The sequence below is a fragment of the Pseudomonas sp. BNK-30 genome (genome assembly GCF_047456185.1).
Lineage (GTDB): Bacteria > Pseudomonadota > Gammaproteobacteria > Pseudomonadales > Pseudomonadaceae > Aquipseudomonas > Aquipseudomonas putida_E.
Genome location: NZ_CP179904.1, coordinates 5,321,262 through 5,338,216, shown reverse-complemented (window position 1 = coordinate 5,338,216; position 16,955 = coordinate 5,321,262). Strand labels below are relative to the sequence as shown.

Here is a 16,955-nt window from a genome sequence, read left to right as displayed (position 1 = left end):
TACTTGTCGACAACCCGGTCTCAGCGGCCGTGGCTGTCGGTGTAGGGCAGCAGGGCCAGGAAGCGGGCGCGCTTGATAGCGGTAGCCAGCTGACGCTGATAACGAGCTTTGGTACCGGTGATACGGCTTGGAACGATTTTGCCGGTTTCGGATACGTAAGCTTTCAGGGTGTTGAGATCTTTGAAGTCGATCTCTTTCACGTCTTCAGCAGTGAAGCGGCAGAATTTACGACGACGGAAGAAACGTGCCATGTAATAGGCTCCTCAAAAGGTCCGTGGATTACTCGTCAGCGTTATCGCTGGAGTCGCTGTCATTGCTGTCGTCGCCTTCGGCGGAGTCAGCATGCTCAGGACGCTCACGACGCTCACGGCGCTCGCTGCGGTTCTCTTCGGCCTTCAGCATCTCGGACTGACCGGTTACGGCTTCGTCGCGACGGATGACGAGGTTACGGATCACGGCATCGTTGTAGCGGAAGTTGTCTTCCAGCTCGGCCAGGGCCTTGCCGGTGCACTCAACGTTCAGCATCACGTAGTGAGCCTTGTGAACATTGTTGATTGCGTAGGCCAGTTGACGACGGCCCCAGTCTTCCAGGCGGTGGATCTTGCCACCATCTTCTTCGATCAGCTTGGTGTAACGCTCAACCATGCCGCCGACTTGCTCGCTCTGGTCCGGGTGAACCAGGAAGATGATTTCGTAATGACGCATGAATGCTCCTTACGGGTTAGTAGTCTGCCAGCGTATCTGGTCAGACAAGGAGTGAATGACACTGTATGTCTTGCCATGGAGGGGAGGCACATGTGCGCCTGCCAGCTCGGCAAGGGGCGCAATTGTAGAGAAGGCGGTGCACACAAGCAAGGTGATTGGCGATTATTTGAACAGCCGGAAACACTTTACCTTGGGCGAGCCCTACCGCCAGCTCGCCGGCTTGCAGCGAAGCACCACAGCCATTGAACCTGGCGTGGTGCTTTGGGGAGCCGGCTTACCGGCGATAGGGCCGCTACAGTGTCGACAGATCAGCGCTTGGCCTGGCGCTGGCGCACTGCCTCGAACAGGCAGACGCCCGTAGCCACTGAAACGTTCAGACTGCTGACGCTGCCCGACATTGGCAACTTGACCAGGAAATCGCAGTGTTCACGGGTCAGCCGGCGCATGCCCTTGCCTTCCGCGCCCATGATCATCACCAACGGGCCGGTCAGGTCCTGCTGATAGATCTCCTGCTCGGCCTCACCGGCCGTACCCACCACCCACAGGCCACGCTGCTGAAGCTTCTCCAGGGTACGCGCCAGGTTGGTCACCGCCACCAGCGGAATCACTTCCGCTGCGCCGCAGGCCACCTTGCGCACCACCGGTGTCAGCGTCGCCGATTTATCCTTGGGCACCACCACTGCCGTAGCCCCGGCAGCATCGGCGGTGCGCAGGCAGGCGCCGAGGTTGTGCGGGTCGGTGACGCCGTCCAGCACCAGGATCAGCGGTGGCGTTTCGGTGCGCTCGAGCAACTCCTCGAGCATCAATTCGCCCCACACCTGGCTTGGGCTGACCTCGGCAACAACGCCCTGGTGCACGCCCTCGACCCAGGCATCGAGCTCACGGCGCTCGGCCTGGCCAACCTGCACACGGTTTTCTGCGGCCAGCGCCAGCAACGCCTGGATGCGTGGCTCGCTGCGCCCTTCCGACAGCCAGATCTGCTTGACCCGCTTCGGATGGTGCTGCAGCAGCGCCTGCACGGCATGCACACCGTAGATTTTTTCCAGCTGACTCATGACTTGTTCTTGCTCTTGCGTGGCGCGCCGGATTTCGGCGGGCCTTTACGGTGCTTGGTGGGCTTGCCGGAGGGCTTGCCGCCTTTGTCCGACTTGCTGCCGGCGTTGCCGCCAGTGCGCGCGTCGGTCATCAGCGCCTTCTTCATTTCGCGACTTTTGCGCACTTCAGCATTACGCTGCACGGCATCTTTCGGGAAGTAAGCCTCGGCGGTCTCGCTCTTGCGGCTGCGCGGTTTCGGAGTGGCCTTGGCCTCCACCACTGGCTGCTGCTCGGCCTTTTCTGCGGCCGGTGCGGCGCCACGGCCCTTGCGCCCTATCGGCGCAGCGAGCTGCTGATCGGACACTTCGAAGTCGATCTTGCGCTCGTCTAGGTCAACGCGCATGACCTTGACCTCGATGGTGTCGCCCAGACGGAAGCTACGCCCGGTGCGCTCACCCGACAAGCGGTGATGCACGGGGTCGAAGTGGTAGTAGTCACCCGGCAGCGCACTGACATGCACCAGACCTTCGACGTAGATATCGGTCAGCTCGACAAACAGCCCAAAACCGGTGACCGCAGTGATCACACCCGGGAAGGTCTCGCCCACACGGTCCTTCATGAACTCGCACTTGAGCCAGTTGACCACGTCACGGGTGGCTTCGTCGGCGCGGCGCTCGGTCATGGAGCACTGCTCGCCGAGCTGGTCGAGGGTGTTCACGTCGTACGGATAGATACGCGCTTTGGGAATGCTCATGGCGCCGGCACGCTTGACGTGCGGAGTATCGACCTTGGAACGGATGATGCTGCGGATGGCGCGGTGCACCAGCAGGTCCGGGTAACGACGGATCGGCGAGGTAAAGTGCGTGTACGCCTCGTAGTTCAAACCGAAGTGGCCGTTGTTGTCGGTGCTGTACACCGCCTGGCTCAGCGAACGCAGCATCACCGTCTGGATCAGGTGGAAGTCCGGGCGCCCGGCAATGCTTGCAAGCAGTGCCTGGTAGTCCTTGGGCGAAGGGTCCTTGCCTTTGTGCAAGCTAAGGCCCAGCTCGCCGAGGAAGGCACGCAGCTTTTCAAGGCGCTCCGGTGGCGGGCCATCGTGCACGCGGTACAGCGCCGGCACGCCATGCTTGTTGAGGAACTCGGCCGTGGCGACGTTGGCCGCCAGCATGCATTCCTCGATCAGCTTGTGGGCATCGTTGCGCACGGTCGGGCGGATTTCCGCGATCTTGCGCTCTTCACCGAAGATGATGCGGGTTTCCTGGGTTTCGAAGTCGATGGCGCCGCGGGCGTGACGGGCATCGAGCAGCACCTTGTACAGGTTGTACAGGTTCTTCAGGTCCGGCAGGACCTCCTGGTACTCCTCGCGCAGCGCCTTGCCCTCGCGGGTACGGGCATGCTCGAGCATGCTGCTGACCTTGTTGTAGGTCAGGCGGGCATGAGAATGGATCACACCTTCGTAGAACTGGTAGTCGACCATCTGGCCGGCCTTGTTCATGGTCATTTCGCAGACCATGGCCAGGCGATCGACGTGCGGGTTCAGCGAGCACAGGCCGTTGGACAGCTCCTCGGGGAGCATCGGGACAACACGCTCGGGGAAGTACACCGAGTTGCCACGCTGCTGCGCCTCGACATCCAGGGCAGAGCCCAGACGCACGTAGCTGGACACGTCAGCGATGGCCACATAGAGGCGCCAGCCACCAGAGAACAGCCGCAGCTTGCCAAGCGGCTCACAATAAACAGCGTCGTCGAAGTCGCGGGCATCTTCGCCGTCGATGGTGACGAAGGGCAAGTGGCGCAGGTCGATACGCTTTTCCTTGTCCTTCTCTTCGACATCGGAGCGGAACTTGCGCGCTTCCTTGATCACGTCCTGGGGCCAGACGTGCGGGATGTCATAGCTGCGCAGGGCAACATCGATTTCCATGCCCGGCGCCATGTAGTTGCCGATCACTTCGACCACATCGCCTTGTGGCTGGAACCGCGGGGTTGGCCAGTGGGTGATCTTGATCTCGACGAACTGGCCGATCTTGGCGCCACCGTTACGACCCGCGGTCACCAGCACTTCCTGCTGGATCTTCGGGTTGTCCGGCGTCACGTAACCGATGCCGCCTTCTTCGAAGTAGCGGCCGACCACACTTTCGTGGCCGCGGGAAATGACTTCTACCAGCACACCTTCACGGCGGCCACGGCGGTCGAGCCCCGAGACACGCGCCAAGGCACGGTCGCCATCGAATACCAGGCGCATTTGCGACGGGCTGAGGAACAGGTCGTCGCTGCCATCGTCAGGGATAAGGAAGCCGAAACCGTCGCGGTGGCCGGAGATACGGCCGCAGATCAGGTCCAGTTTGTCTACCGGGGCATATGTGCCGCGCCGGGTATAGATAAGCTGGCCGTCACGCTCCATGGCGCGCAGACGACGGCGCAAGGCTTCGATCTGGTCTTCTTCGTAAAGACCGAACTCGGCCGCCAGCTCCTCGCGCGCGGCCGGTTCGCCACGGTCGGCAAGGCGCTGCAGGATCAGCTCACGGCTGGGGATAGGGTTGTCGTATTTTTCCGCTTCGCGAGCGGCCTCGGGATCGAGGGATTGCCAATCGGCCATCAGAAGGGGTTCACCTTGGGGTATATAGATATGAATTCTGGCATAGGCCTATTGAAACCGGAAATGTCGGGCTTGGACAGCCCCAGCAGCATGTCCGCAGTGCGGCAATAGGCGTGTGGAATCAACAAGTTGAATTTTTTGAAATTTTTTTTGATCAAGGGCTTTACAGCCCCTGGGAGCGTCCGTATAGTGCGCACCACAACGACGGACAACCCCGAAGTTGTAGTAGAGATGAACGGCGCTGTAAAGCATCTTTTTATCTCGAATGTGTGCCCAGGTGGCGGAATTGGTAGACGCGCTGGTTTCAGGTATCAGTGACCGCAAGGTCGTGGAAGTTCGAGTCTTCTCCTGGGCACCAAGTATTTCAAGTAACAGATGACCAAGGATCTGTTACTACTGTGTGAAAGCGAACGATAGTCGCCTTCATCAGACGATGTAAAGCTTTGCCCAGGTGGCGGAATTGGTAGACGCGCTGGTTTCAGGTATCAGTGACTTAACGGTCGTGGAAGTTCGAGTCTTCTCCTGGGCACCATTCAAAAAACCCACTAGCTTGCTAGTGGGTTTTTTCTTGCCTGCGATTTTTGTGTCACCCTTCCCTGCAGGGCCAGCCATCCGACGATGGGCTAACCATGAATTTCTCGTCACACGGCCACTTGAGAAACGATTTCGTTTACCATTGTTTCCAAATATGTAGCCGTAAGCGAGGAAGTACCCGCATGACGATCCGTCCGCAACCGCTGATGCGCACCCTGGCCGCCGCTGTCCTTAGCCTGGTGATGGGCGCTCCGGCCGCCATGGCAGACGACCCGGTCACTCTGACCATGTACAACGGTCAACACAAGGAAATCGGCGAAGCCATCGCCAAGGCCTACGAGGCCAAGACCGGCATCCATATCAATATCCGCAAAGGCAGCAGCAATCAGCTGGCCAGCCAGATCATCGAGGAAGGCGACCGCTCGCCGGCCGACATCATCTACACCGAAGAATCGCCACCACTGAACAACCTGGGCGAACTGGGCTTGCTGGCGAAGATCGACGACGCCACGCTGAACATGCTGCCCAAGGAATACGTTGCCGCCAACGGTTCCTGGATGGGCGTGACCGCCCGCACCCGCGTGGTGGTGTTCAACCCGAAGAAGATCGATGAGAAAGACTTGCCGCAATCGGTAATGGATTTCGCCAACCCCGAGTGGGACGGCAAGGTCGGTTTCGTACCGACCAGCGGTGCATTCCAGGAACAGGCCGTGGCCATCCTCAAGATGCACGGGCGTGACGCTGCCGAAGAGTGGCTGACCGGCCTGAAAGCCTTCGGCAAGACCTACACCAACAACATGGTCGCACTCAAGGCCGTGGAAAAAGGCGAAGTCGCCGCCGTGCTGGTGAACAACTACTACTGGTACGCCCTGGAGCGCGAGCGCGGCAAGCTCGATTCGAAGCTGTATTACCTGGCCGACGGCGATGCCGGCGGCCTGGTGACCATCTCCGGCGCCGCAGCGGTCAAGGCCAGCAAGCACCCGAAAGAAGCGCAGGCCCTGCTCAACTGGATGGCCAGCGAAGAAGGTCAGCGTGTGATCACCCAGACCACCGCTGAATACCCGCTGCACAAAGGCATGGTCTCCGACCGTGGCCTGAAGCCGTTCGAAGACCTGCGCCCGCCGAAAATCTCGCCGGCCGACCTGGGCAATGCCGAGGAAGCGCTGGAGCTTGAACGCGAGGTCGGCCTGCTCTGATGACCGCCGCCCTGTCCGAGCCGGTGCCGGTACGCTTCGTACCGCGCCGCAAGCGCCCCTCCATCTGGGTGGTGCTGCCTGTACTGTTTCTGGTGGCGATGAGCTTGCTGCCATTGCTGTACGTCGCGATGAAAGCCTGGGAAGCCGGCTGGCGAGAAGCCTTGCACCTGCTCTGGCGCCCGTTCGTCTGGGGCCTGATGCGCAACACCCTGATGCTGATGGTCGGGGTGACGCTGACGTGCATGGTGGTTGGCCTGGCGCTGGCGTGGCTGCTCGAACGCAGCAACCTGCCGGGCCGTCGGCTGTGGGGCGTAGTGCTATGCCTGCCATTCGCCGTACCTTCGTTCGTCAGCAGCTTTACCTGGGTGTCGCTGAGCTCGGACTTCGAGGGGCTGGGCGGAGCTATCCTGGTCATGGCCCTGTCCAAGTACCCGCTGATATTCCTGCCGGTGGCCGCCACCCTGCGCAACCTCGACACTTCGCTTGAGGAGTCGGCGCGTACGCTGGGCTGCAGCCGCTGGGGCGTTTTCACCAAGGTCACCCTGCCGCTGCTGTGGCCGTCGATGCTCGGCGGCGCATTGCTGATCGCCCTGCACATGCTGGTGGAGTTTGGCGCGTTGTCGATCCTGGGCCTGCAGACCTTCACCACGGCGATCTACCAACAGTTCGAGCTGGAGTTCAGCAACGCCAACGCCGCCATGCTCTCGGCGGTACTGCTGGCACTGTGCCTGGTGATGCTCTGGCTGGAACTGAAGGTGCGCGGCAAGGCCCGCCACGTACGCATCGGTCAGGGCGTGGCACGCCGCGCGCAGCCGGTACGCCTGGGTAGCTGGGCGCCGCTGGCGCAGCTGTTCTGCCTGGGCCTGGCGATACTGGGCAGCGGTATTCCGCTGGCCATGCTCGGTTACTGGCTGAGCGTGGGGTCTTCGGCCGCTTTCCCGGTGGCGGAGATTTCTAAGGCGCTGCTGACCTCCCTGTCGGTGTCACTGGGCGGCGCCGGTTTCTGCGTGCTGCTGGCGTTGCCGGTGAGCTTCCTGGTGGTGCGCTACAAAGGCCGCCTGGCGCTCTGGGCCGAGCGCCTGCCCTACCTGCTGCATGCCCTTCCCGGCCTGGTGATCGCCCTGACGCTGGTAGTGTTTTCCCTGCACTACGTGCCGGCGCTGTACCAGACCACTGCATTGCTGCTGCTGGCCTATGCGCTGTTGTTCCTGCCTTTGGCGCAGGCCCCTGTGCGCACCGCGTTGAACAAGGCATCGCCAACCCTGGAAGAAGCGGCCCGCACCCTGGGTGCCAGCAGTTTCGCGGCGTTCTGCCGGGTGACCTTGCCGATCATCTTCCCGGCATTGGCGGCCGCCTTCGCACTGGTGTTCCTCGATGCCATGAAGGAGCTGACTGCCACCCTGCTGCTCAGCCCGACGGGCATGACCACCTTGGCCACCGAGGTCTGGGCGCATACCGCCAACGTCGAGTTCGCAGCGGCGGCGCCTTATGCGGCGTTGTTGATTGTGGTTTCGGGGTTGCCGGTGTATCTGCTGACTACGCGGATGTATTTGAACAAGGCCTAAGAATTTGCCCAGGCTGCCATGCGGCCTGGGCTAGCGTTACACGAATCGATCTAAAGTAATAAAAAACGGAACCCCACAAGAGCGCTTAATAGCACAAATAGTAATAAGTGCAATCCAACCAGCACACGCTTTAGTCGACGAGGAAAGCCTCTTACTTCATCCAAGTCAACGAGCCCTCTGCGCGCATACATCTTTGGCATCATCAGTATCATGGAAATCGAACCTGTACGCATGAGCTTTCCAACTAAACCGGCACTGGAAAAAACCCTTCTATAATCACGAACAATACGACTATTTGGCATCATTGCCTCGAACGATTCGACGTAATAATGCGCCACATAAACAATAGCCAGCATGCTAAATATCATAGGCCCCATGATCAACAGCCCAATCAACCCAGGATGAATAGAAGTCACCTTAGAGCCCCTTCCTAAATCATCTCCCCAATAACTTCACCTGTTTTGCCACCTACTTCACCACCTAACATACCGCCTGTAACTCCCCCAGCAACTGCACAAGCAAGGGCACCTGCGCCCCCTGTCGGCACCCCTAGAATAACGCTGCAAATCATGCCACCCATAAAACCTCCGGCATAACTACCAGCGCTAGCTCCACTTACCGCCCCTATTAGAGTTGAAGATTCAACATATTTTGCTTTCCTGCAGTCTTCTTCACGCCCCAATGTGCACGCTTTATGAATTGACAAGCTCGTGGCGGCCACATCCAATGCAATACCAATATACGTACCTTTCTTGATAAAACTCGCCGCCTTGCTCACCCCTGTAATTTTATCAGCGTATTTAGAGATTTCGCCGGAACTCAAATAGCTCTTGGTAGAAATCTCCAGCATCCGCTTAATAGACCCTTGCTTGCGCAGCCCTGAACCAAAAGCAGCCAATTTATTAAGCTGATCTTCCAGCCTCATGAAAAGCACTGTGCGCTTGGCATAAAATTCATCACGAGCCCTAATCGTTCCAGCACCCAAATACTCACGATGCAAAAGTTCTATTTGCCCCAAAGTACCTTTGATCCCCTCCAGATGCTTGGCCCAGCCATCACTGATTGCACCAGCCCCCATGGAAGCATGCGCCAGCAAACTCTGAAGCATTTCGAAGTTTTCCAAGAGGTACCCATCGACACCTCCACCGTTGAACTCAATATCGCGGTGAATACTGGCCGCCTTGCCCATCAGAAATGCTTCATGGCTCGTACAGGAAGGCGTACCAGGATCGCCGACAATCACAAGCTCGCCGGCGAAAACCACGCTATTCACAATATGCGCATTCAACACATCAAATTTGGCCCGCTGATTGGCCGACATCGGCGTATCGGCCTTCAGCGACTCATATGACTGCGCATGCGAATTGATGAAGCTGCGTGCCTCGGACATGGTCGCCCCTCACGCATACTTTTTGTTGTTGATACGGTCCCATCCACCCGTCACGTTTCCACCGGCACTGCCGTCGAGGCGCTTCTGCCGCGTGTAGGTGGTTTTGATCCGCCCGTAGTTGAGCTGTACGACCTCCATCGGCACACCGGAACTGGCGCTCTGGGCGTAGTCAGCGATGATCACTTCTTCGAGCACGACTTCGTAGTACTTGAGCTTGTCGGTACCGGCGCGACACACCACCAGCTTCACTTCCTTCAGGTGCTGGCCCGCACAACTGGCTTCAAGAAGCTTGCAGCTGGCACTGTCCAGAGGTATTTGGTGAAGGTGAAATTGGTGAGGGTGGTGCGCCCTGAAGATGCGCCACCCGCAGAACTTGCGGTGGCAGACGTGCTTTGGCTGGCACCGAATTTGTAGCCGACGATTTCGATCCAGTTGGCGTATTGCTGGTCCAGCGCTTCGCCAGTGATTTCCGCGATGTGGATATAGGCGTCGAAAGCCATGTGTACCTCTCCCTGGTAACGATTGGTCTGAAAACGACGGTGCTCGGACAGCGTCGATCTGACGTTGTTCCTCAAGAGGCGAAGCAGGGCATGCCGCCAGGCTTGAGGCCCAGTTGACACTAGCCGTACCTAACTGCAGACGCAATAGAACGCAGACGTTGGAGGTCAAATTAGGAAATAGCCTACAAATTTGACGATAAAGGCGCTTGATCGGGCTGAACGATGTTCAGTGGTTGATGAGAGGAACGTATCAGGGGGCGCAGGTGCTCGCCTCGACATCTCCAGCGTTTATGAAACCTAGCGCCGCGCGGGCGGCGCTCGGTCCCAAAGGCGCACAAAAAAACCAAAGGCGAACAACCCGAGCCCACCTCGACTCAAGCCCTGAACTGCCCCAGGCTCGCCCGCAGCTGCGCCGCCAAGTCATCCAGCACCTTGCTGCTTGCTGTGGTCTGCATCACCACTTCTGCCGAACGCTCTGCCTGGGCATGAATATTCTCAACCCGTCCACGCACCGCCTGGGCGCCATGTGCCTGCTGTTCTGCCGCCCGAGTCGCCAGGCCGATCGCCGCATGCACCTGCTCCACCGCCGCCTGCACCGACTGCTGCCGGCGCTCGTTGTCGCGCAGCACTCGCAGGCCTTCGCTGGCCTTGAGGCCGGCCTGGCCGATGGTTGTCACGGCCTCCTTGGCGCCCTTCTGCAGCGCCGCGATATGCGCCTGGATGTCGCCGGTAGAGCTTTGCGTCTTGCTCGCCAATGCCCTCACCTCATCGGCCACCACCGCAAACCCGCGCCCGGTCTCACCGGCTCTTGCGGCTTCAATGGCTGCGTTGAGCGCCAGCAGGTTGGTCTGCTCGGCGATACCGTGGATCACGGTCAGCACCACTTCGATCTGCTCGCTCTGCTTGGCCAGCCGCTCGATTACCTGCGAGCCGGTTTCGACCTGACCTGCCAGGTTCTCGATCATGCCGGCAAGTTGCGTCGAAGCGCGGCTGTTCTCATCGGTCGCCTGGCGGATATCAACCACCTGCTGCAGCGCCGCCTGCATGGCCTGGCTTTCAGCCTGAGCCTCATCAGCCATGCTCGACAGATCGCGCAAGCTGGCGGCCACTTCGTCGCGTTGCAGCGCTGCGGCAGCATCGGCGCCTGCGTTGCGCTGCGTCATGCTGCCGATCTCGATCCCTGTACGCTGTGCCACCTCGCCCGCCTCGCGGACAATGGGCTGCAACTTGTCGACGAAGCGATTGACCGCCGAGGCCATGTCGCCTATCTCGTCGCGACTGTCGAGGTTGACGCGCTTGGTCAGGTCACCTTCGCCTGCAGCCAAATCGTTGAGCGCAGTAATCAGCAGGCGCAGCTTGCTGAGCACGCGGCGACCTAGCACCAGGGCCACTACCAGCAACACGCCAACCCCCACCACCACAAGGCCCAGCCCGATGCGCCAACGCAGCTCTGCCGCAGCGTCGCGCACGGTTTGTGCGGTATTGGCCTGCATCGCTGTAGCACTGCCCTGTGCGGTTTCCAGGCGCTCGCGCAAGGCCTTGCCACTGTCAGCTGCGGCAGCACCGAGGCTGTCGCCCACCAGTTGTTCACCGCTGGTGATCAAGGCAGCGAAGCGCTGGTCCAGGGCTTTGAGTTCCTGATCGACACCGGCAGTCGATACCCCCATCAGCACCTTGCCGATTTCCGCGCCGTTGGGGCTGATCGAGGCCTCGACGAAGTACACCGAAGGGTCGCGGCGAGCGGCATCCAGTACCTTGTCCAATGCCCGTTCACCCTGGCCCTTTTCCATCAAGGCCTGGTTGATCGGGTTCTGCCGGTTCAGGTAGCGGGTCAGGTGCTGACCCTGGGCGTCGTCATAGATCACGAACAGTACGTTGGGGTTGCGCTGGGCCCGACGTGCGAAATCGGACAGCACTGGCACATCGTTGTCCCAGATAGCCCGCGGCGCGACCGATGCCAGCAGTTGGGCCATGTCGTTGGCCGAGTCCTTGAGGTTCTTTTCCAGCGTGGTGCGCAGTTGCTGCTGCTCGCTTTGCAGGCGCTCGGACAGCCCGGCGCTAAGGCGCTGTCGTGTACTGCTGGAGAGGCTGTCCAGACCGGCGCGTACGTCCTGCCCAGCTTGTTCAAGTTCGCTGGCGAGCTTACGGCTATCGCTGCCCAGGCGCTCGCCCAGGTCGGCTTCAAGGGCGGTGACAGTGCTTCGGGTCAGCGCAACGGCAACCACTACCTGCACCAAAAGAGCGATACCAAGGGCAACAAACACAGGCCGCAAGAGGCGGCTTCGTAACAGTGAGAGGATGGCAGACACGGTGAAACCCTCGTGCTTTCTGGCGCCACTATTTTGATGGCATCTACAGAAACTTCTTACAGCAAGGGTTGTGCCGAACACAGCAGGGATAAACGCCAAGGTTAAGCAGTGCCATTGTCAGCACCGAGCAGATGCAAAAACGCCGCGCTCCCTTTCAAGAGCGCGGCGTCAGATCAGCCAGGTGGCAGATCAGGCGAACGGATGACGCAGCACGATGGTCTCGTTGCGGTCCGGGCCGGTGGAGATGATATCGATCGGTGCGCCGGTCAGCTCCTCGATGCGCTTGATGTAAGCGCGGGCAGCCGCTGGCAGCTCTTCCAGGGTCTTGGCACCCAGGGTCGACTCGCTCCAGCCTGGCATCTCTTCATACACCGGCTCCAGGCCGATGTAGCTGTCAGCGTCGGACGGTGCGTCGATGACCGCGCCGTTCTCGTTCTTGTAGCCGACACAGATGTTGATGGTTTCCAGGCCGTCCAGTACGTCCAGCTTGGTCAGGCAGATGCCCGAGATGCTGTTCACGTCGATGGCGCGACGCAGAATGACGGCATCGAACCAACCGCAACGACGGGCACGGCCGGTGGTCGAACCGAACTCGTGGCCACGCTTGGCCAGGGTGGCGCCCGTCTCGTCGAACAGTTCGGTCGGGAACGGACCGGAACCGACGCGAGTGGTGTAGGCCTTGGTGATGCCGAGGATGTAGTCCAGGTACATCGGGCCAACGCCAGAACCGGTGGAGATACCGCCAGCAGTGGTGTTGGAGCTGGTGACGTACGGGTAGGTACCGTGGTCGATGTCCAGCAGCGAGCCCTGGGCACCTTCGAACATGATGTCCTTGCCAGCGCGACGCAGGTTGTGCAGTTCGGCGGTGACATCGAGCATCATCGGCTTGAGCTGCTCGGCGTAAGCCATGCACTCGTCCAGGGTCTGCTGGAAGTCGATGGCCGGCTCTTTGTAGTAGTTCACCAGCTGGAAGTTGTGATAATCCAGCAGCTCACCCAGCTTGGCGGCGAAACGCTCACGGTGGAACAGGTCGCCAACGCGCAGGCCGCGACGGGCAACCTTGTCTTCGTAGGCTGGGCCGATACCACGGCCGGTGGTGCCGATCTTGGCTTCGCCACGGGCTTTCTCGCGGGCCTGGTCCAGGGCCACGTGGTACGACAGGATCAGCGGAGCAGCCGGGCTGATGCGCAGGCGCTCGCGCACTGGTACGCCCTTCTCTTCCAGCTTGGTGATTTCACGCATCAGGGCATCGGGCGCAACGACCACGCCGTTGCCGATCAGGCACTGCACGCCTTCGCGCAGGATGCCGGACGGGATCAGGTGCAAAACGGTTTTTTCACCGTTGATCACCAGCGTGTGGCCCGCGTTGTGGCCACCCTGGTAGCGCACTACGGCGGCAGCATGTTCGGTCAGCAGATCGACGATCTTGCCTTTGCCCTCATCACCCCACTGGGTGCCCAGGACGACGACATTCTTACCCATTACATTGGTCCTCATTCACGCAAACTTGGTTGCCGGCCTACTGCCGACGCAGAAACTCAATGGGTCAGCGGCAGAACCTGCCAGCGCCCGTCTTGCTGAATCAATTGCCGATCACAATCCGCCTCGAGAGCAGCACTCAACGGCTGGCCAGGCAGAGCCTGGACCACACGCTGGCCCTCGTTGCGCAACTGGCAGACCTGCTGCCAGAGGGCCGCGTCACCGCTGTCGGGCATCCAGATGCCGCCAGCTGGCAATACGACCTCCGCTCGCCCCAGTGTGACCAGGGTCTTCAAATCCGTGGAGAAACCGGTGGCCGGGCGTGCCCGACCGAAATCTGCGCCGATGTCGTCGTAGCGCCCGCCCTGGGCGATCGATTGGCCTTCACCAGGCACGAACACGGCGAACACCACACCTGTGTGGTAGTTGTAACCACGCAACTCGCCAAGGTCGAAGTACAGCGGCAGCTCCGGATAGCGCGACGCCAGGCGATCAGCGATCGCCAACAGGTCGTCAAGCGCCGCCAGCACGCTGGCCGGGGCACGACCCAGGCGCACACGCGCTTCGGCCAGCACTTCGCGGCCACCGCACAGCTCGACCAGAGCGCGCAGCATGTTGCCCAGGTCCTTCGGCAAGTCGGCAGTCAGTGCCTGCACTTCATCGACCGACTTGCGCTGCAGGGCATCGAACAGCTGCTGTTCGACTGCGCCGGACAAACCGGCGGCGCGCGCCAGGCCACGGTAGATACCGACATGACCGAGGTCCATGTGCACATCCGCGACGTCGGTCAGCTGCAGCGTGGCGAGCATCAGGCTGATGACTTCGACATCACTGGTAGGGCTGGCATCGCCGTACAGCTCGGCACCGAGCTGGATCGGACTGCGCGAGGTGGACAGCGCACGCGGCTGGGCGTGCAGCACACTGCCGGCATAGCACAGACGGCTCGGGCCTTCGCGGCGCAAGGTGTGGGCGTCGATGCGCGCCACCTGCGGGGTAAAGTCGGCACGGAAGCCCATCAGGCGACCGGACTGCGGGTCCACCACCTTGAAGGTACGCTGATCCAGGTCCTGGCCGGCGCCGGTTAGCAGCGACTCCAGGTACTCGATATGCGGGGTGACGACCAGTTCGTAGCCCCAACTCTGGAACAGGTCCAACACCTGACGACGCGCGATCTCGATACGCGCAGCCTCAGGTGGCAGTACTTCCTCGATGCCATCTGGCAGTAGCCAGCGGTCTACCGTTGCCATTACGCCATTTCCCCTCTGGTCCGGGCGGCTTGCCTGCAGGCGAGCCGTCAGTGAAGCAGGCATTGGCGCACAGCAGCAGGCAGCACTGATCCCAGCGCCGCCACCGTACCCAATACCCTCGAATTGCCTTGCGAACTGACCAAACCGTCAACTGGCGCTTTGCCAATCAACCTTGCAGACGCAAAAAAGCCGGGAAATTTCCCGGCTGCCTCATCATACACCCCTTTTTAATCAGGATGCACCCCGCCTGGTGTTTTAGCTGCCAGGCGGGGCATTTCCCGATCAGAGCATCAGGGCCTGCTCTTGTCCAGGAAGCGGAAGAACTCGTTCTTCGGATCCAGGACCAGGACATCGCTCTTGCTGGAGAAGCTCTCGCGGTATGCCTGAAGGCTACGGTAGAACGCATAGAACTCAGCGTCCTGGGTGTAAGCCTTGGCATAGATGGCGGCCGACTGGGCATCACCATCACCGCGGGTTTCTTCCGCTTCACGATAGGCTTCGGCCAGCAGTACGCGGCGCTGACGGTCGGCATCCGCACGGATACCCTCTGCCAGCTCGTTACCCTTGGCACGATGCTCGCGGGCTTCGCGCTCACGCTCGGTGCTCATACGGTCGAACACACTGCGGTTGACTTCCTTCGGCAGGTCGATGGCCTTGACGCGCACATCCACCACCTCGATACCCAGCTCCTTACTGGCCATGCGATTCAGTGATGCCGTGATGTCAGCCATCAGCGCGTCACGTTCACCGGAAACCACTTCGTGCAGGGTACGCTTACCGAACTGGTCACGCAGGCCGCTTTCCAGGCGACGAGACAGACGTTCATCGGCGATCTGCTTGAGGCCGGAAGTCGCGGTATAGAAACGCTCGGCATCCTGAACGCGCCACTTGGCGTAGGCGTCGACCATCACCGCTTTTTTCTCCAGGGTCAGGAACCGCTGGGTCGGGGCGTCGAGGGTCATCAGGCGGGCGTCGAACCTGCGCACCTGGTTCACATAAGGAATCTTCACATGCAGGCCAGGCTGGACATCCGCCTGGACCACACGGCCGAATTGCAGCAGTACCGCACGTTCGGTCTGGGCCACGATGTAGAAGCTGTTCCAGGCCACGACGGCCAGCACCACAGCTGCGATCAGGGCGATCAGCGATTTATTGCTCATCAGCGGCTCTCCCTAGTGCGCATCTGCTGCTGTTGCTGTTGCAGGTCCTGCGCCGCACGTGCGGCAGCATCATTGGCCGACGGCGACACACTGGCAGCCGGCGCGGACGTGTTGCGGCCGCCTTCGACCATCTTGTCCAGCGGCAGGTAGAGCAGGTTGTTCTGCCCGTCCTTGGTTGCCACCATGACCTTGCTGGTATTGCTGTAAACCTTTTGCATGGTCTCCAGATACAGACGCTGACGGGTCACGTCCGGTGCCTTACGGTACTCGGCGAGCAGCTTGGTGAAGCGGTCCGCCTCACCCTTGGCGCGGGCGATGACTTCGTCGCGGTAACCGTTGGCGTCCTCGATGATGCGCTGGGCCTGACCACGGGCTTCCGGCACCACGCCATTGGCGTAGGATTCGGCCTGGTTACGGGCACGCTGCTCGTCTTCGCGGGCACGGATCACGTCGTCGAAGGCTTCCTGCACTTCACGCGGGGCTGCCGCGCTCTGTACGTTGACCTGGGTAACCGTGATACCGGTACGGTAGTTGTCGAGGAAGCGCTGCAGGCGTTCGCGGATATCCACGGCCATCTGTTCACGACCCTCGGTCAACACCTGGTCCATCGAGGTGGAACCCACCACGTGGCGCAGGGCGCTTTCGGTGGCATGCTGCAGGCTGACCTCGGGCTGGTCGACGTTGAGCACGAAGTCCTGCAGGTTGGTGATCTTGTACTGGACGGTCAGTGGCACCTCGACGATGTTCTCGTCTTCGGTGAGCATCTGGCCCTGCTTGGTATAGGCACGCTCGCGCGTGACGTTTTCCATGTACTTGCGATCGATCGGCGGGAAGTAGATGTTCAGGCCGGGACCGACCGTTTCATAGTACTTGCCGAAGCGCAGCACAACGGCCTGCTCCTGCTCGTCGACCACGTACACGGCGCTGTACAGCCAGATGGCAGCCAGTACCGCCAGGCCGATGCCCAGCAGGCCGTAGCCACCGCCCTTGCCGACATTGCGGTCACCGCCGCCACGTTTCTTGCCGCTGCCGAACATGCCGTTAAGGCTGTCCTGCAGTTTGCGGAAGGCCTCGTCCAGATCCGGCGGGCCTTTTTTATCGCCACCACCGCCACCACCACCGCGGCGGCCGCCCCAGGGATCCTGATTGTTCGAGTTGCCACCCGGCTCGTTCCAAGCCATAGCGCTCTCCATCTGATAAAGCAAAGACGCGCCCACGGCGCGCCGTCCAATGCTACAG

General features: G+C 60.7%; 13 protein-coding genes, 2 tRNA genes and 2 pseudogenes. 4 read left to right on the top strand and 13 right to left on the bottom strand.

Going from position 1 to position 16,955, the window contains the following annotated elements; all coding sequences use genetic code 11:
- Positions 1-20: 20 nt before the first annotated feature.
- The 4 genes from rpsR to rnr form a co-directional block, all read right to left on the bottom strand.
- Positions 21-251 (bottom strand): 30S ribosomal protein S18, encoded by a 231-nt coding sequence (rpsR, locus tag ACMGGN_RS24775; protein ID WP_003249563.1) that lies wholly within the window; start codon positions 249-251, stop codon positions 21-23.
- Between the two features lie 28 nt (positions 252-279).
- Positions 280-705, bottom strand: a complete 426-nt coding sequence (gene rpsF, locus ACMGGN_RS24770) for a 30S ribosomal protein S6 (RefSeq protein ID WP_003249557.1) — start codon at positions 703-705, stop codon at positions 280-282.
- Between the two features lie 308 nt (positions 706-1,013).
- The gene (gene rlmB / locus ACMGGN_RS24765; RefSeq protein WP_012316466.1) at positions 1,014-1,760 is read right to left on the bottom strand and encodes a 23S rRNA (guanosine(2251)-2'-O)-methyltransferase RlmB; all 747 of its coding nucleotides are present in this window, start codon (positions 1,758-1,760) and stop codon (positions 1,014-1,016) included.
- On the bottom strand, positions 1,757-4,336 hold the full coding sequence (rnr, locus tag ACMGGN_RS24760) for a ribonuclease R (RefSeq protein ID WP_115273767.1): 2,580 nt from the start codon (positions 4,334-4,336) through the stop codon (positions 1,757-1,759). The genes rlmB and rnr overlap by 4 nt, the downstream gene beginning before the upstream one ends.
- A gap of 271 nt (positions 4,337-4,607) precedes the next feature.
- Between rnr and ACMGGN_RS24755 the strand changes: the two genes are divergently transcribed.
- From ACMGGN_RS24755 to ACMGGN_RS24740, 4 genes are all read left to right on the top strand, one after another.
- Positions 4,608-4,694 (top strand) — tRNA-Leu (locus tag ACMGGN_RS24755).
- An 87-nt stretch (positions 4,695-4,781) separates the two neighbouring features.
- Positions 4,782-4,868, top strand: a tRNA-Leu gene (locus tag ACMGGN_RS24750).
- A gap of 184 nt (positions 4,869-5,052) precedes the next feature.
- Positions 5,053-6,066, top strand: a complete 1,014-nt coding sequence (locus ACMGGN_RS24745) for an extracellular solute-binding protein (protein WP_012316468.1) — start codon at positions 5,053-5,055, stop codon at positions 6,064-6,066.
- Complete coding sequence (locus tag ACMGGN_RS24740) at positions 6,066-7,631, top strand: ABC transporter permease (RefSeq protein WP_414156343.1); 1,566 nt, start codon at positions 6,066-6,068, stop codon at positions 7,629-7,631. The genes ACMGGN_RS24745 and ACMGGN_RS24740 overlap by 1 nt, the downstream gene beginning before the upstream one ends.
- Positions 7,632-7,681: 50 nt before the next feature.
- On the opposite strand, the gene ACMGGN_RS24735 is transcribed toward ACMGGN_RS24740, so the two are convergent.
- The 9 genes and pseudogenes from ACMGGN_RS24735 to hflK all read right to left on the bottom strand — a co-directional run bounded on the left by ACMGGN_RS24735 (position 7,682) and on the right by hflK (position 16,897).
- On the bottom strand, positions 7,682-8,047 hold the full coding sequence (locus tag ACMGGN_RS24735; RefSeq protein ID WP_125924570.1) for a hypothetical protein: 366 nt from the start codon (positions 8,045-8,047) through the stop codon (positions 7,682-7,684).
- Positions 8,048-8,061: 14 nt separating this feature from the next.
- The gene (locus tag ACMGGN_RS24730; protein WP_414156342.1) at positions 8,062-9,021 is read right to left on the bottom strand and encodes a hypothetical protein; all 960 of its coding nucleotides are present in this window, start codon (positions 9,019-9,021) and stop codon (positions 8,062-8,064) included.
- 9 nt (positions 9,022-9,030) lie between these two features.
- Positions 9,031-9,521, bottom strand: a pseudogene (locus ACMGGN_RS24725) (Hcp family type VI secretion system effector).
- Between the two features lie 374 nt (positions 9,522-9,895).
- Positions 9,896-10,600 carry a methyl-accepting chemotaxis protein gene (locus tag ACMGGN_RS24720; protein ID WP_371316840.1) on the bottom strand — a complete coding sequence of 235 codons (705 nt, stop codon included), beginning with the start codon at positions 10,598-10,600 and terminating at the stop codon, positions 9,896-9,898.
- A gap of 201 nt (positions 10,601-10,801) precedes the next feature.
- Positions 10,802-11,014: pseudogene (locus ACMGGN_RS24715) on the bottom strand (methyl-accepting chemotaxis protein); the annotation flags it as partial.
- A gap of 1,005 nt (positions 11,015-12,019) precedes the next feature.
- Positions 12,020-13,312 carry an adenylosuccinate synthase gene (locus ACMGGN_RS24710; protein WP_012316474.1) on the bottom strand — a complete coding sequence of 431 codons (1,293 nt, stop codon included), beginning with the start codon at positions 13,310-13,312 and terminating at the stop codon, positions 12,020-12,022.
- A gap of 56 nt (positions 13,313-13,368) precedes the next feature.
- The gene (locus ACMGGN_RS24705) at positions 13,369-14,556 is read right to left on the bottom strand and encodes an ATP phosphoribosyltransferase regulatory subunit (protein WP_012316475.1); all 1,188 of its coding nucleotides are present in this window, start codon (positions 14,554-14,556) and stop codon (positions 13,369-13,371) included.
- 290 nt (positions 14,557-14,846) lie between these two features.
- Positions 14,847-15,716: a protease modulator HflC gene (hflC, locus tag ACMGGN_RS24700; protein ID WP_046788095.1), complete on the bottom strand. Its 870-nt coding sequence runs from the start codon at positions 15,714-15,716 to the stop codon at positions 14,847-14,849.
- On the bottom strand, positions 15,716-16,897 hold the full coding sequence (gene hflK, locus ACMGGN_RS24695) for an FtsH protease activity modulator HflK (RefSeq protein WP_046788096.1): 1,182 nt from the start codon (positions 16,895-16,897) through the stop codon (positions 15,716-15,718). The genes hflC and hflK overlap by 1 nt, the downstream gene beginning before the upstream one ends.
- Positions 16,898-16,955: the final 58 nt, after the last annotated feature.

Bases quoted from the DNA above. Each gene is read 5' to 3' on its own strand.
- ACMGGN_RS24720 (WP_371316840.1), bottom strand. From the start codon at position 10,600: ATGGCTGATGAGGCTCAGGCTGAAAGCCAGGCCATGCAGGCGGCGCTG.
- ACMGGN_RS24705 (WP_012316475.1), bottom strand. From the start codon at position 14,556: ATGGCAACGGTAGACCGCTGGCTACTGCCAGATGGCATCGAGGAAGTA.
- rpsR (WP_003249563.1), bottom strand. From the start codon at position 251: ATGGCACGTTTCTTCCGTCGTCGTAAATTCTGCCGCTTCACTGCTGAA.
- rnr (WP_115273767.1), bottom strand. From the start codon at position 4,336: ATGGCCGATTGGCAATCCCTCGATCCCGAGGCCGCTCGCGAAGCGGAA.
- rpsF (WP_003249557.1), bottom strand. From the start codon at position 705: ATGCGTCATTACGAAATCATCTTCCTGGTTCACCCGGACCAGAGCGAG.
- rlmB (WP_012316466.1), bottom strand. From the start codon at position 1,760: ATGAGTCAGCTGGAAAAAATCTACGGTGTGCATGCCGTGCAGGCGCTG.
- hflC (WP_046788095.1), bottom strand. From the start codon at position 15,716: ATGAGCAATAAATCGCTGATCGCCCTGATCGCAGCTGTGGTGCTGGCC.
- ACMGGN_RS24745 (WP_012316468.1), top strand. From the start codon at position 5,053: ATGACGATCCGTCCGCAACCGCTGATGCGCACCCTGGCCGCCGCTGTC.
- hflK (WP_046788096.1), bottom strand. From the start codon at position 16,897: ATGGCTTGGAACGAGCCGGGTGGCAACTCGAACAATCAGGATCCCTGG.
- ACMGGN_RS24710 (WP_012316474.1), bottom strand. From the start codon at position 13,312: ATGGGTAAGAATGTCGTCGTCCTGGGCACCCAGTGGGGTGATGAGGGC.
- ACMGGN_RS24730 (WP_414156342.1), bottom strand. From the start codon at position 9,021: ATGTCCGAGGCACGCAGCTTCATCAATTCGCATGCGCAGTCATATGAG.
- ACMGGN_RS24740 (WP_414156343.1), top strand. From the start codon at position 6,066: ATGACCGCCGCCCTGTCCGAGCCGGTGCCGGTACGCTTCGTACCGCGC.